We start from the raw sequence: 14,598 nt of genomic DNA, 5'->3' as shown, positions 1-14,598 counted from the left end.
GGGAGGTGGCCATCAGCGGCGGAGTGCGTGCCCTGCTCAGACGAGTTCGCGCCGTGCTGCGCAGCGCCCTCACCACGTTCGTCGTACTGACGCTCACCCTGTGGCTGATGCCCGGGGTGGCCGCCTCCGACATCGTCGACACGCTCGGCCTGGTCGTGCTGGTCGCCGTGGTGGGCGCGGTGCTGCGGCCGCTGCTGCTGGTCGGCATCACGGTGCTCGGCGGCTGGGCGGCGATGCTGCTGGGTGTGGTGACGCAGATCGCCGTCATGGTGGTGGCGCTGCGTCTCGACCCGGGCAATCGGATCAGCGGCCTGCCCACGCTGGTCACCGCCGCGATCCTGGCCGTGATCGTGGCCGCCCTGCTGGACTGGATGGCCGACGCGGGCAGCGACGACACCTTCGTCCGGGAGTCGCGCCGGCTGATGCGCGGGGTGCGTCGCCGGGCCGCCGGTCGGCTGATCGATTTCCGCCGCGCGCCGGCCGGCACCGAACCGGGGCTACTGATCATGCAACTGGACGGGGTGGCCGAGCCGGTGCTGCGCTGGGCCATCCGCGCCGGGAACCTGCCGACGCTGGGCCACTGGCTGCGGACCGGCAGCCACACCGCCCGGAGCTGGCACACCGGACTGCCGTCGACCACCCCCGCGTCGCAGGCCGGGATCCTGCACGGCGCCTCCCGGCAGATCCCCGGCTTCCGCTGGTACGAGAAGGAGACCGGCAAGCTGATGGTCTCCAACCGGCCGCGGGACGCCGCGATCATCGAGTCCCGTCTGACCGACGGCCACGGCCTGCTCCGCGACGGTGGGGTGAGCATCAGCAACGCGTTCAGCGGTGACGCCACCACCAACCTGCTGACCATCAGCCACGCCGCGCTGCCCGGACGTACCGCCCGTGGCTGGGCGGCGTTCATGGCCAGCCCGTACGGCTTCACCCGCGCCCTGGTCCTGGGTGGCGCCGAGGTCGTCACCGAATTGCACCAGGCCCGCCTCCAGCGCCGCCGCAACCTGCGGCCGCGGGTCAGCCGCTCCGGCGCGTTCCTGGCCCTGCGCCCGGCCTCGATGCTGCTGCGTGACGTGAACATCTCCCTGGTCGCCGAGCAGATGGCCCGTGGCGCCCCGGTGGTCTACTGCGATCTGGTCGACTACGACGAGGTGGCGCACCACGCCGGCCCGGCCCGCCCGGAGTCGATGCGGCAGCTGGAGAGCCTGGACCGGATGCTCGGCGTGCTGGAGCGGCTGGTGCCGGAGGCGGCCCGTCACTACCACCTCGTGGTGCTCTCCGACCACGGGCAGAGCCAGGGCCCGACCTTCCGGCAGCGGCACGGCGAAACCCTGGACGAGCTGGTCGCGCGGCTCGCCGACGACGTGTTGGTGGTCTCCTCGGGCAACCTGTCGATGCTCTACCTGACCAGGTCCCCGCACCGGCTGCGGCAGGACGCGATCGAGCACGCCCACCCCGATCTGATCAGCGGACTGGCCGCCCATCCGGGTATCGGCATGGTGGTGGTGCAGGGCGGGGACGGCCCGATGGCGTACGGCTCCGGCGGCTCGCACCGGCTGCGCGACGGAGCGGTCGTCGGCCTGGACCCGCTCGCGCCGTACGGCCCGCACGCCCGCGCCGACCTGCTGCGCCACCAGAGCGCCGCACACGTCGGCGACCTCGTGGTGATCAGCTCGGTGGACCCGGAGACACAGGAGGTGTCCGCCTTCGAGGAACTGGTCGGCTCACACGGCGGTCTCGGCGGCTGGCAGACCGACGCGATGCTGGTGCACCCGGCGTCCTGGCCGGTCGCCGCCCACCTCGACGGACCGGACGCGGTGCACCGGCAACTCGTCGACTGGCTGATCATGCTGGGTCTGCGGAAGCCCGAGGTGACGTCGGTGACCACCCGGAAAACGGAACTTTCACCGGTCCGGGAGAGTTGAGCCGATGTGCGGTTCCTCCTTCTGGTAATGCTCTTCGTGCTGTCCCTGGCCACGCCCGCGCGGGCCGTCGAGTCGGAGGCTCGGGAGGCGCCGACCTTCAACGGCACCGTCCAGGCCATCGCCTACCTGGGCAGCACCGTCTATGTGGGTGGGTCGTTCACCAAGGCCGAATGGGGCGGCCGCAGCTACCCACGAAACCGGCTCGCGGCGTTCGACGGGCGCACCGGAGCACTGCTGAGCTGGGCGCCGGACGCCGACGGACCGGTTCGGGCGCTCGCCGTCACGCCGGGAGCGATCTACGTGGCCGGCGGGTTCCACCGGGTCGGCGGCGAGAAACGGGACTCGATCGCCCGGCTCAGCCTCACCGACAACACCGTGAGCGCCTTCCGACCGACCATCGAGGGCACCCCGTACGCGCTCGCGATCGGCCACGACCGGCTCTACCTCGGCGGCAGCTTCACCGCGGTGAACGGCCGGAAAGCACACAACCTGGTCGCGTTCTCGCTGCGTACCGGCAAGGTCGACCACGGTTGGCGGGCGACCGCCGACGACCGGGTGCACACCCTCGCGATCGCCGGTCACCGGGTCTACCTCGGCGGCGCCTTCGAGAAGGTCGACGCGGCGACGGGCCACCCACGGCTGGCCGCGGTGCACGCCACCACCGGCCGGCTCGACCGCCGCTTCCGGCCCACGGCACCGGCTGAGGTCAACGCCCTGGCCGTCGACGGGTCGGGGGTCTACACCGCGGGCGGCGGACAGGGTGGACGGGCTGCCGCGTACGCCGTCGACGGCGGCACCCGCTGGCAACGCGTCTTCGACGGGGACGCGACCGCGATCACCGTCGTCGGCGGAACCGCCTATGTCGGCGGCCACTTCGACCGGGTCTGCCTGACCGCCCGCAACGGCACCCAGGGCAGCTGCCTGGACGGCTCCGTTCCGCGCGTCAAACTCGCCGCGGTCACCGGCGACGGCCGCCTCACCGAATGGAATCCGCAGGCCAACGGTGTGATCGGGGTCCGCGTACTGAACACCGGACCGACCGGCGCCCTCGACGCGGGCGGCGACTTCACCATGATCGGTGGCCTGCTCCGGCCACGCTTCGCCCGATTCTGAACCCCTTCATTCGGTACGCCCGAACCCGCGCCCGGCGTTGATAAGCAGCGCCTATGGACCGCACAGCGGACGCATAGCCACGCTCGGCAATCTTCTCGTCGTCAGTGAACAACCGGACCGAGGAGAGCGCCGATGAGTCAGCACGATCCGTCCGCACCGGGCCAGCGGTACTCCCAGGGCCGGCCGCCCGGTGCACACCAGCGCACCACCCACGGGGAGACCGCGGCCTGGTCGTCCGAGGTGCCGGAACCCGCCTCGATACCCACCGACTGGTCACCGTCCGGTGCCTATGCCGGCCACCACTCCGCCGGTTACCACGGTGATCCGGGCGGCGCGCCCGCCGCCTGGCTCTCCACCCCCACGGAGCCAGGCGGCGCGCCCGTCGCCTGGGATCAGCCCAGCGGCTCGGTGCCCGGCTGGAGTGGACGGCACCCGGAACCCGACCCGGCCGCCTCCTGGAACGGCAACACCACCATGAGCAGCCACGGCTACCGCACCGACCCGGAGCCGACGGTCTGGAACGGTGGTCATGTCGACCCGGAGCCGGCCCGCCGCAGCACCGGATACACCGATGTCGAACCCACCGCCTGGAACGGCAGCTCGGTGCCCGACCGGATCCCGGCGGAATGGAACACCCCGTCCACGTCATGGCACACCTCGGCCGCCACCAGCGCCGCGCCCACGTCGCCGCCCACCGCGGCGTGGCACGCGAGCCCCGCACCGGTCGACCACAGCGCGGCTCTTCCCCGTACCGAAGAAAAGGGGGTGGCCCCGGACCGGACCGCCGGCCGTGCCCGGAAGAGCCCGAAGTTGATGATGGCGGCCGCCCTGACCGCCGCCGCCCTGGCCGGCGGGGGAGTGGGCGCGGGCCTGATGGCCGCGTTCGGGGAAGACCGCGCGGCGACCGCTCCGGCCGGCCCCGGAGCAGGCCAGATGCCGGGCGGCCAGCCGCCGGACGGGCAGGCGCCGGACGCGGCCCCGTCGCAGGCGGCCGACTGACGAAGACGTTGTTCGGGGGATGGAAGCGAGGGCGGTTCCCGCTGTGGGCGGCGGGAACCGCCCTCGTGCTCAGGCTTGCGTCTGTTCGCGGGGCTCGGCCTTCTGGATCTCGGCCGTCTCCGCCTTTTCCGCCGGCTGGATCTCGGCCACCCGGATCTCGGCGGCGACTCGCGCCCGGCGCCGCCGGATGTGCCGGACATGCAGGATCACGTAGGTGGCGACCGCGAGCACCAGCCCCCCGATGACCGGCCACTGGTAGTGGTGGATCTTGCCCATGATCGGCCCGAGATTGGCGCCCAGCTGATAGGCGAGCGTGCACCAGAACCCGACCCAGAGCGCCGCCCCGATCGCGTTGTAGAGCAGGAACGTCTTCCACGGCATCCGGGTGATCCCGGCGATCACGCCGTTGAGCTGCCGCAACCCGTCGATGAACCGGGCGATCACGATGACCCGGTTGCCGCGCTTGGCGAAGAACTGCTCGGCCTTGGCCAGCCGGGCCGGGGTGACCAGGATGTACTTCCCCCACCGGTTCACGATCTTGCGGCCGCCGCGCAGCCCGATCCAGTAGCCGATGTTGTCGCCGACCACCGCGGTCACGAAGCAGATCAGCGCGACGACCCAGATGTTCATCCGCCCATAGCCGGCGTAGACCGAGGCCGCCGCCATGATCGTCTGGCCGGGGGCGGGCACGCCGAAGCTCTCGACCACGATGATGCCGCCGATCGCCAGATAACCCCAGCGATCCAGGATCGGCGCCACGGTGTGCAGGAACCCGGGAAGTTCGGCTGAAGGTGGCATCCGTTACACGGTAGCCGCAGCGGTCATGGGCGGCCGAGCGGACCTTTCAATAAATGGCGACGGCGCCGCTCAGGCTGAGCGGCGCCGTCACTCGGCAGGGGTCGTAGCAGGGATCAGAGGACGTCCGGCGCGAGCTGGCCGCGCAGCTTGGTCAGCGCCTTGGTCAGCAGCCGGGAGACGTGCATCTGGGAGATGCCGATCTGGTCGGCGATCTGGCTCTGGGTCAGGTTGCCGTAGAAGCGCAGCGTCAGGATCTTCTGCTCGCGCTCGTCCAGGGTGGCCAGAGCGGGACCGAGCGCTACCCGGGTCTCGGCCACCTCGTACTCGTGGTCCTCACCACCGAGCGTCTCGCCCAGCTCGGTCGTCCCGTCCGCACTGATCGGCGTGGACAGCGAGGTCGCGTTGTAGGCCCGCGCGCCCTCCAGACCCTCCAGCACCTCTTCCTCGGTGATGCCGAGGTGGGTGGCGATGTCGGCGACCTGCGGGGACCGGCCCAGCGAATGGGTGAGCGTGGCGTTCGCCTCGGTGATGGCCAGGCGGAGCTCCTGCAGGCGCCGGGGGACGCGGACCGACCAGGTGCGGTCGCGGAAGTGGCGCTTGATCTCGCCGATGATGGTCGGGATCGCGTAGCCGGCGAAGTCGACGCCGCGCTCCGGGTCGAACTTGTCGACGGCCTTGATCAGGCCGACCGTCGCGGTCTGCACCAGGTCGTCGGTGGGCTCACCGCGGCCGGAGTAGCGGTGCGCGAGGTGGCGGGCGAGCGGCAGCCAGGCCTCGATCGCCCGGTCGCGAAGTGCGGCGCGGGACGGGTGGCCGGCCGGCATCGCGGCCATCGCGGAAAGCAGCTCGGCGGCACTGTCAGCCGGAGCCTGGGCGCTCGCCGTGGTCGACGGCGACACCGACGTCTTCGTCTCGGTGACGGTCATGTCGTGGTCCTTCCCTGACACCTGTTCCGGAGAGCCGGTCCCTGGTTTGGGACCCGGTCGGTCGGGCATCCATATCCGTGGGACAGGCGCAGACAACCTGTCCGGAGCACAGTTGGCCGTTCGGTTACGCAGACTCTATACGACAGGCCGAGAGAACACTAGCCGAAAGTATGATGTCTTTATCGTGACAAATCAGACATACGGCCTCACTTGCGGGCCTGATCTCGGCAAACCGGCCCGCTGGAGCGCTCAAGCCGGTAAAAGATCGGCCCTCTGCTTTTCCCCCGGGAGTGGGCAAGATAGGCACATGACGTCGCCGCCCGCCCCGGTTCCACACCCGGCAGCGACCGAGCTCCGCCACTGGGACCTCGACGACGTCGGCGCCCTGCGCGAGCTTCGGGCCGATCTGCGCGAGGCGGTCGCCGGCACTCCCCTCGACGACGAGGACGGGCTGGACCGGATCACCGTGGTCGCCACCGAACTGGCCACCAACGCGCTCCGGCACGGAGCGCCGCCCGCTCACATCCGTCTACTGCGCGAGCCGGAAGCGCTGATCCTCGACGTCGCCGACCACGATCTGGCCGGCGAACCCCGCTTCGATCAGGACCGCCCGATCGGTCTCGGCGGCCTCGGCCTTCGGCTCGCCCAGACCTTCGCGAGCGACCTGGGTTGGTATCGAACGGCGAAGACCAAGAACATCTGGGCGAGATTCGATTTCGTACGGGATTAGCGGCGCTCCCACAGAAGCAGCCACTACGCACGTCTCCACACCGCGACGTTCGCGGGCCCGGCCGCCCGGCCGCGACCGCCGGGCCGGTTGCCCGCGTCACCGCCCTACGTGTCGGTTGATGCGGGGGTGGCTCGCGCGTCGGATGTTCATTCCGTATCGGATCCACTTCGGAAGGTCATTGACCTCATTTGACCCGACGACCTCACCGGCAACGGGAGTGCGATCGCGTAGGGGGGCCGATTTGGCGTTGCGAGGACGACCGGGTAATGTTCTCCGAGCCGGCAGGGAAACGGACGAGGCAAGCGGGACCTGAAGTTAGGGCCCGGACCGGCCGTCCTGCCAAACCCCCAAGATCGAGTGGCACGAGACATCGTGTACTCTTCGCGGGTGCCTGGAACAGTTTCTGTTTTGGCGAATTCGGTTGCGAAACGCGGATTTGACACGGCGGAAACGGCGGGTAAAGTAGAGCGAGTGCCCCGGAGGGCGGGCCGCGAAAGCGGTTCGGTTTAAGGTGTGCGGTTGTTCTTTGAGAACTCAACAGGGTGCTTGATAAGCCAGTGCCAATTATGGCAATACCCCGGCTTGTCGTTTAGGCGATAAGTGGGAGATTCCTTTGGCAACATTTTTGTTGCCGGGATGAGTTTTTCAACAGATTTTGTTGGAGAGTTTGATCCTGGCTCAGGACGAACGCTGGCGGCGTGCTTAACACATGCAAGTCGAGCGGAAAGGCCCTTCGGGGTACTCGAGCGGCGAACGGGTGAGTAACACGTGAGTAACCTGCCCTGGACTTTGGGATAACCCTCGGAAACGGGGGCTAATACCGAATACGACACTCTACCGCATGGTGTGGGTGTGGAAAGTTTTTTCGGTCTGGGATGGACTCGCGGCCTATCAGCTTGTTGGTGGGGTAATGGCCTACCAAGGCGACGACGGGTAGCCGGCCTGAGAGGGCGACCGGCCACACTGGGACTGAGACACGGCCCAGACTCCTACGGGAGGCAGCAGTGGGGAATATTGCACAATGGGCGGAAGCCTGATGCAGCGACGCCGCGTGAGGGATGACGGCCTTCGGGTTGTAAACCTCTTTCAGCAGGGACGAAGCGCAAGTGACGGTACCTGCAGAAGAAGCGCCGGCCAACTACGTGCCAGCAGCCGCGGTAAGACGTAGGGCGCGAGCGTTGTCCGGATTTATTGGGCGTAAAGAGCTCGTAGGCGGCTTGTCGCGTCGAATGTGAAATCTCAGGGCTCAACTCTGACATTGCATTCGATACGGGCAGGCTAGAGTTCGGTAGGGGAGACTGGAATTCCTGGTGTAGCGGTGAAATGCGCAGATATCAGGAGGAACACCGGTGGCGAAGGCGGGTCTCTGGGCCGATACTGACGCTGAGGAGCGAAAGCGTGGGGAGCGAACAGGATTAGATACCCTGGTAGTCCACGCTGTAAACGTTGGGCGCTAGGTGTGGGGACCCTCTCCGGGTTTCTGCGCCGCAGCTAACGCATTAAGCGCCCCGCCTGGGGAGTACGGCCGCAAGGCTAAAACTCAAAGGAATTGACGGGGGCCCGCACAAGCGGCGGAGCATGCGGATTAATTCGATGCAACGCGAAGAACCTTACCTGGGTTTGACATGCACGGAAATCTCACAGAGATGTGGGGTCCTTCGGGGTCGTGCACAGGTGGTGCATGGCTGTCGTCAGCTCGTGTCGTGAGATGTTGGGTTAAGTCCCGCAACGAGCGCAACCCTCGTTCGATGTTGCCAGCGCGTCATGGCGGGGACTCATCGAAGACTGCCGGGGTCAACTCGGAGGAAGGTGGGGATGACGTCAAGTCATCATGCCCCTTATGTCCAGGGCTTCACGCATGCTACAATGGCCGGTACAAAGGGCTGCGAGACCGTGAGGTTGAGCGAATCCCAAAAAGCCGGTCTCAGTTCGGATCGGGGTCTGCAACTCGACCCCGTGAAGTCGGAGTCGCTAGTAATCGCAGATCAGCAACGCTGCGGTGAATACGTTCCCGGGCCTTGTACACACCGCCCGTCACGTCACGAAAGTCGGCAACACCCGAAGCCGGTGGCCTAACCCGTAAGGGAGGGAGCCGTCGAAGGTGGGGCTGGCGATTGGGACGAAGTCGTAACAAGGTAGCCGTACCGGAAGGTGCGGCTGGATCACCTCCTTTCTAAGGAGCATTCTTCCGCTGAAAGGCGGACAGAAATCCTGCACCAGCCGAATGTGTTGGTGAGGAGCTCACAGGCGGAGACACTGGCCAGTTTTAGCCGGCAACGGCCACATGGAGCTAGTACACGGGTTTCGGCCCGGCGGAACGTCCGGTGGTGCGGCTGGTGAGAGCGAAAAACAAGCATCCTGTTGGGTATCTGAAGGAACAACCGCCCCGGCTGAGGCCGGCGGACCAGGCGAGAGTCTGGGGTTGTTTTTCAATGCCAGGCACGGCCTGGACCTTGATATCGGCCACTGGGTGGTGCTGATTTTGGTCTGTGTGGGTTGTGGGTTGGTCGTTGGTTGAGAATTGCACAGTGGACGCGAGCATCTTGTTTTCTGTGGTTAAGTTGTCAAGGGCGAACGGTGGATGCCTTGGCACCAGGAGCCGATGAAGGACGTGGGAGGCCGCGATAGGCCTGGGGGAGCTGCCAACCTAGCTGTGATCCCAGGGTGTCCGAATGGGGAAACCTGGCACGAGTCATGTCGTGTCATCCATGCCTGAATTCATAGGGCATGTGAGGGGAACGCGGGGAAGTGAAACATCTCAGTACCCGTAGGAAGAGAAAACAACCGTGATTCCGTGAGTAGTGGCGAGCGAAAGCGGATGTAGCCTAAACCTTATACGTGTGATACCTGTCAGGGGTTGCGTATTCGGGGTTGTGGGACCTGCTCGAACGTGCTGACACGCGTTCAAGAAGTTACAAAGCTTGTGGTTAGTCGAATGGTGTGGGAAAGCCAGCCGTAGACGGTGAGAGCCCGGTAGGCGAAAACCTCAAGCCTTCTTGCAGTGTTCCCGAGTAGCAGCGGACTCCTAGAATCTGCTGTGAATCTGCCAGGACCACCTGGTAAGGCTGAATACTTCCTGGTGACCGATAGCGGACTAGTACCGTGAGGGAATGGTGAAAAGTACCCCGGGAGGGGAGTGAAATAGTACCTGAAACCGTTCGCCTACAATCCGTCAGAGCCTTTAGGGGTGATGGCGTGCCTTTTGAAGAATGAGCCTGCGAGTTAGTGGCATGTGGCGAGGTTAACCCGTGTGGGGAAGCCGTAGCGAAAGCGAGTCTGAATAGGGCGTTTTCAGTCGCATGCTCTAGACCCGAAGCGGGGTGATCTAGCCATGGGCAGGTTGAAGCGTGGGTAAGACTGCGTGGAGGACCGAACCCACCAACGTTGAAAAGTTGGGGGATGACCTGTGGTTAGGGGTGAAAGGCCAATCAAACTCCGTGATAGCTGGTTCTCCCCGAAATGCATTTAGGTGCAGCGTCGCGTGTTTCTTGCCGGAGGTAGAGCACTGGATGGTCTAGGGGGCCCACAAGCTTACTGAAATCAGCCAAACTCCGAATGCCGGTAAGTGAGAGCGCGGCAGTGAGACTGCGGGGGATAAGCTTCGTAGTCGAGAGGGAAACAGCCCAGATCGCCAGCTAAGGCCCCTAAGCGTGTGCTAAGTGGAAAAGGATGTGGGATCGCATGGACAACCAGGAGGTTGGCTTAGAAGCAGCCACCCTTTAAAGAGTGCGTAATAGCTCACTGGTCAAGTGGTTCCGCGCCGACAATGTAGCGGGGCTCAAGCACACCGCCGAAGCTGTGGCATTCACACATTAACTCCGCGACGCCCTTGAGGTTGTCGTGCAGGTGTGTGGATGGGTAGGGGAGCGTCGTATGGCGGGTGAAGCGGCGGAGTGATCCAGCCGTGGACGCCATACGAGTGAGAATGCAGGCATGAGTAGCGAATGAAGGGTGAGAACCCCTTCCGCCGGATGACCAAGGGTTCCAGGGCCAGGCTAATCCGCCCTGGGTGAGTCGGGGCCTAAGGCGAGGCCGAGAGGCGTAGTCGATGGATAACGGGTTGATATTCCCGTACCCGCAAAGAAGCGCCCAAGACGAACCCATCTGTACTAACTACGCAAAGCCGGCGAGGACTTCGGTCTGAGTCGGTGGAGTCTAGGACCTTGGGTGGTAGTAGTTTAGCGATGGGGTGACGCAGGAAGGTAGATGATCCCGGCCGGTGGTTGTGCCGGGGTAAGCGTGTAGGCCGTGCCGTAGGCAAATCCGCGGTGCATGTAGGCTGAGACGTGATGCCGAGCCGTTCTGGTGAAGTCATTGATCCTATGCTGCCGAGAAAAGCCTCTAGCGATGTTTCGAGCGGCCCGTACCCGAAACCGACACAGGTGGTCAGGTAGAGAATACCGAGGCGACGGGTGAACTGTGGTTAAGGAACTCGGCAAATTGCCCCCGTAACTTAGGGAGAAGGGGGGCCGGACGCGTGAAGCCCCTTGCGGGTGGAGCGTGGTATGGCCGCAGAGAGCAGGGGGAAGCGACTGTTTACTAAAAACACAGGTCCATGCCAAGTCGTAAGACGATGTATATGGACTGACGCCTGCCCGGTGCTGGAACGTTAAGGGGACCTGTTAGCTCTTCGGGGCGAAGCGGAGAACTTAAGCGCCAGTAAACGGCGGTGGTAACTATAACCATCCTAAGGTAGCGAAATTCCTTGTCGGGTAAGTTCCGACCTGCACGAATGGCGTAACGACTTCCCCACTGTCTCAACCACAGGCCCGGCGAAATTGCAGTACGAGTAAAGATGCTCGTTACGCGCGGCAGGACGGAAAGACCCCGGGACCTTTACTATAGCTTGACATTGGTATCCGAATTTAATTGTGTAGGATAGGTGGGAGCCGGTGAAGCTCGGACGCCAGTTCGGGTGGAGGCATTGTTGAAATACCACTCTGTTGGGTTTGGGTATCTAACTTGCGGCCCTGATCGGGTCGAGGGACAGTGTCTGGTGGGTAGTTTAACTGGGGCGGTTGCCTCCTAAAGGGTAACGGAGGCGCCCAAAGGTTCCCTCAGCCTGGTTGGCAATCAGGTGTTGAGTGTAAGTGCACAAGGGAGCTTGACTGTGAGACTGACGGGTCGAGCAGGGACGAAAGTCGGGACTAGTGATCCGGCACTTGCGTGTGGAAGCGGTGTCGCTCAACGGATAAAAGGTACCCCGGGGATAACAGGCTGATCTTCCCCAAGAGTCCATATCGACGGGATGGTTTGGCACCTCGATGTCGGCTCGTCGCATCCTGGGGCTGTAGCAGGTCCCAAGGGTTGGGCTGTTCGCCCATTAAAGCGGTACGCGAGCTGGGTTTAGAACGTCGTGAGACAGTTCGGTCCCTATCCGCCGTGCGCGTTGGATACTTGAGAAGGGCTGTCCCTAGTACGAGAGGACCGGGACGGACGAACCTCTGGTGTGCCAGTTGTTCCGCCAGGAGCATGGCTGGTTGGCTACGTTCGGAAGGGATAACCGCTGAAAGCATCTAAGCGGGAAGCTCGCTTCGAGATGAGGTATCCCACCACCTTGAGTGGGTAAGGCTCCCAATAGACTATTGGGTTGATAGGCCGGAGATGTAAGCACGGTAACGTGTTGAGTTGACCGGTACTAATAGGCCGAGGGCTTAACCACCCTATACATTGCGCTTGCGTCCACTGTGTGATTCACAGCAAACGAACGACCACCCTGAGGCTTGAGAGAGTCTGAAGGTTGCTGGTTGTACGTGAAGCTGATGGCTGTTTCGGTGGTCATAGCGGAGGGGAAACGCCCGGTTACATTCCGAACCCGGTAGCTAAGCCCTCCAGCGCCGATGGTACTGCACTCGGGAGGGTGTGGGAGAGTAGGACGCCGCCGGACTCATCGTATGGAAAGGCCCACCCGGAAACGGGTGGGCCTTTTCTTTGTCTCCATCCACTAGAGTGCTTCGCACCTACGTCGATGGAGAGAACCGTGCTCGTGTACCGGTCTTTGCCGAAGACCGCCGGCCTTCTGGTGGCCGCGTTCGCCCTGATCGCCGCCAGTGCATTCATGGCTTGGGCGAGCCGGCCCGGTCCATCCTTCAACGTGGTCCTCTTCGTGATCGGTGCCTTCGGGGTGCTGTTCTTCGGGTTCGGGGCGGTGCGGGTGGGACAGCAGTTGTTCCGGCGTGACCCGGTCGTCGAGGTGTCCACCGAGGGAGTGCGTGACGTTCGCCTGTCTTCGCAGGTCATTCCGTGGCACGTGGTACGCGGGGTGGAACAGTTGGTCGTACAGCGGCAGTGGTTTGTCGTGGTGTTGATCGACGAGGGTTTTGAGAAGCAGTATCTGACCGGCGGCAAACGGATGCTGCAGCAGGTCAACCGGCAGATCGGGTTCCTTGGCGTCAATATCGCCGTGGGCGGGCTGATGGTGTCCGTCGACGAATTGCAGCAGGCCATCGTCAAGTACTGGCAGGAGGCGACGTCCGGCCCCGCCTGGCATGAAGACCGGCGGTGAGCAGCATCGCAATGGGGTGCGGGCGCCCGGTCGGGCGCCGGTATGCTGAGGGTGGGCCGTGACTGGCGCGTTCGGATGGTTGACCATCGTGGAGCGGCTCCGTCGACATGACGTATGCCGTGCGCCTGGGCCTCTTCGCTACGTGATAGGGAGGTCCCATGCCTGAGTTGAACGCCGAGTCCATCGCTTTCCGCTCCGCCCTCGACGTGGTCCGTTCCGTCGAGCCGCGCATCGCCGACGCGATCGCGCAGGAGCTGACCGACCAGCGCGAGTCGCTGAAGCTGATCGCGAGTGAGAACTACGCTTCCCCGGCGGTTCTGCTCGCCATGGGTAACTGGCTCTCCGACAAGTATGCGGAGGGCACCGTCGGCCGCCGGTTCTACGCCGGCTGCCAGAACGTCGACATCGTCGAGTCGGTCGCGGCCGAGCATGCCAAGGCTCTGTTCGGTGCGCCTTACGCGTACGTCCAGCCGCACTCCGGGATCGACGCGAACCTGGTCGCCTACTGGGCCATCCTCGCCGACCGGGTCGAGGTGCCGTATCTCAAGAAGTTCGAGAGGCGGCAGATCAACGACCTCACCGACGCCGAGTGGGCCGAGCTGCGGCAGGCGTTCGGCAACCAGCGTCTGCTCGGCATGTCGCTGGACGCCGGTGGGCACCTGACCCACGGCTTCCGCCCGAACATCTCCGGCAAGATGTTCGACCAGCGCAGCTACGGGGTGGACCCGGCGACCGGTCAGATCGACTACGCGGCCCTCCTGGAGAGTGCCAAGGAGTTCAAGCCCGCGGTGATCGTGGGTGGCTATTCGGCGTACCCCCGGAAAGTGAACTTCGCGAAGATGCGCGAGATCGCCGACGAGGTGGGCGCGACCTTCATGGTCGACATGGCGCACTTCGCCGGCCTGGTCGCGGGCGGCGTGTTCACCGGCGACTACAACCCGATCCCGCACGCGCACATCGTCACCACCACGACCCACAAGAGCCTGCGTGGCCCGCGCGGTGGCGCCGTCTTCTGCCAGCCGGAGCTCGCCTCCCAGGTCGACCGCGGCTGTCCGATGGTGCTCGGTGGCCCGCTGCCGCACGTGATGGCGGCGAAGGCGATCGCGTTCGCCGAGGCCCGTCGGCCGGAGTTCTCGACCTACGCCCAGCAGATCGTGACGAACAGCCAGGCGCTGGCCGAGGGCCTGCTGAAGCGTGGTGTGCAGCTGGTCTCCGGCGGCACCGACAACCACCTGGTGCTGCTCGACGTGCACCCGTTCGGGATCACCGGCCGCCAGGCCGAGCAGGCCCTGCTCGACAGCGGCATCGTGACGAACCGTAACGCGATCCCGAACGACCCGAACGGCGCCTGGTACACCTCCGGCATCCGGGTCGGGACTCCGGCCCTGACCAGCCGCGGCCTCGGCGTCGCCGAGATGGACCAGATCGCCGACCTGATCCACACCGTGCTCGCGGCCACCTCGCCGGCCGAGGGTTCGAAGGCGAAGTTCAACCTGGACCCGTCGCTCGCCGACCGGATCAGCAAGCAGGCCACCGAGCTGCTGTCGCCGTTCCCGCTCTACCCGTCCGTCTCGTTGGCCTGACCCACCCGCCCTCGGCTGG

8 protein-coding genes, 3 rRNA genes and 1 riboswitch are annotated in these 14,598 nt (G+C 65.0%); of the genes, 9 read left to right on the top strand and 2 right to left on the bottom strand.

What is annotated here, in order from left to right; all coding sequences use genetic code 11:
- Window positions 1-5 precede the first annotated feature (5 nt).
- From Q0Z83_RS41505 to Q0Z83_RS41495, 3 genes are all read left to right on the top strand, one after another.
- Window positions 6-1,925: an alkaline phosphatase family protein gene (locus tag Q0Z83_RS41505; protein ID WP_317788901.1), complete on the top strand. Its 1,920-nt coding sequence runs from the start codon at window positions 6-8 to the stop codon at window positions 1,923-1,925.
- Between the two features lie 27 nt (window positions 1,926-1,952).
- Window positions 1,953-3,038, top strand: coding sequence for an NHL repeat-containing protein (locus tag Q0Z83_RS41500; RefSeq protein ID WP_317788900.1), 1,086 nt, complete (start codon window positions 1,953-1,955; stop codon window positions 3,036-3,038).
- A gap of 132 nt (window positions 3,039-3,170) precedes the next feature.
- A complete protein-coding gene (locus Q0Z83_RS41495; RefSeq protein WP_317788899.1) occupies window positions 3,171-4,037 on the top strand; it encodes a hypothetical protein in 867 nt (288 codons plus the stop codon).
- A gap of 69 nt (window positions 4,038-4,106) precedes the next feature.
- Here Q0Z83_RS41495 and Q0Z83_RS41490 read toward each other — a convergent pair whose 3' ends face one another.
- Together Q0Z83_RS41490 and Q0Z83_RS41485 are read right to left on the bottom strand one after the other, a co-directional pair.
- Window positions 4,107-4,835, bottom strand: coding sequence for a DedA family protein (locus Q0Z83_RS41490; protein WP_317788898.1), 729 nt, complete (start codon window positions 4,833-4,835; stop codon window positions 4,107-4,109).
- Window positions 4,836-4,948: 113 nt separating this feature from the next.
- Window positions 4,949-5,668 carry a SigB/SigF/SigG family RNA polymerase sigma factor gene (locus tag Q0Z83_RS41485; protein WP_317797259.1) on the bottom strand — a complete coding sequence of 240 codons (720 nt, stop codon included), beginning with the start codon at window positions 5,666-5,668 and terminating at the stop codon, window positions 4,949-4,951.
- A 400-nt stretch (window positions 5,669-6,068) separates the two neighbouring features.
- Between Q0Z83_RS41485 and Q0Z83_RS41480 the strand changes: the two genes are divergently transcribed.
- The 6 genes from Q0Z83_RS41480 (at window position 6,069) to Q0Z83_RS41455 (ending at window position 14,579) form a co-directional block, all read left to right on the top strand.
- Window positions 6,069-6,491, top strand: a complete 423-nt coding sequence (locus Q0Z83_RS41480) for an ATP-binding protein (protein WP_317788897.1) — start codon at window positions 6,069-6,071, stop codon at window positions 6,489-6,491.
- A 655-nt stretch (window positions 6,492-7,146) separates the two neighbouring features.
- A 16S ribosomal RNA gene (locus Q0Z83_RS41475) occupies window positions 7,147-8,664 on the top strand.
- 381 nt (window positions 8,665-9,045) lie between these two features.
- Window positions 9,046-12,153: ribosomal RNA gene (locus tag Q0Z83_RS41470) — 23S ribosomal RNA — on the top strand.
- Window positions 12,154-12,261: 108 nt separating this feature from the next.
- Window positions 12,262-12,378: ribosomal RNA gene (gene rrf / locus Q0Z83_RS41465) — 5S ribosomal RNA — on the top strand.
- Together the 16S, 23S and 5S rRNA genes form the textbook arrangement of a ribosomal RNA operon.
- 93 nt (window positions 12,379-12,471) lie before the next feature.
- Window positions 12,472-12,996 (top strand): STM3941 family protein, encoded by a 525-nt coding sequence (locus Q0Z83_RS41460; RefSeq protein ID WP_317788896.1) that lies wholly within the window; start codon window positions 12,472-12,474, stop codon window positions 12,994-12,996.
- 48 nt (window positions 12,997-13,044) lie between these two features.
- A riboswitch (ZMP/ZTP riboswitch) is annotated at window positions 13,045-13,134 on the top strand.
- Between the two features lie 20 nt (window positions 13,135-13,154).
- Window positions 13,155-14,579: a glycine hydroxymethyltransferase gene (locus Q0Z83_RS41455; RefSeq protein WP_317788895.1), complete on the top strand. Its 1,425-nt coding sequence runs from the start codon at window positions 13,155-13,157 to the stop codon at window positions 14,577-14,579.
- The last annotated feature ends 19 nt before the right edge of the window (window positions 14,580-14,598 follow it).

The organism is Actinoplanes sichuanensis (assembly GCF_033097365.1).
Lineage (GTDB): Bacteria > Actinomycetota > Actinomycetes > Mycobacteriales > Micromonosporaceae > Actinoplanes > Actinoplanes sichuanensis.
The sequence above is the reverse complement of the archived record's forward strand: the minus strand, read 5'-3'. Positions and strand labels throughout refer to the sequence as shown.

Excerpts from the sequence above, each read along its gene's own strand:
- Q0Z83_RS41490 (WP_317788898.1), bottom strand. The coding sequence starts at position 4,835 with ATGCCACCTTCAGCCGAACTTCCCGGGTTCCTGCACACCGTGGCGCCG.
- Q0Z83_RS41480 (WP_317788897.1), top strand. The coding sequence starts at position 6,069 with ATGACGTCGCCGCCCGCCCCGGTTCCACACCCGGCAGCGACCGAGCTC.
- Q0Z83_RS41485 (WP_317797259.1), bottom strand. The coding sequence starts at position 5,668 with ATGGCCGCGATGCCGGCCGGCCACCCGTCCCGCGCCGCACTTCGCGAC.
- Q0Z83_RS41500 (WP_317788900.1), top strand. The coding sequence starts at position 1,953 with ATGCTCTTCGTGCTGTCCCTGGCCACGCCCGCGCGGGCCGTCGAGTCG.
- Q0Z83_RS41495 (WP_317788899.1), top strand. The coding sequence starts at position 3,171 with ATGAGTCAGCACGATCCGTCCGCACCGGGCCAGCGGTACTCCCAGGGC.
- Q0Z83_RS41455 (WP_317788895.1), top strand. The coding sequence starts at position 13,155 with ATGCCTGAGTTGAACGCCGAGTCCATCGCTTTCCGCTCCGCCCTCGAC.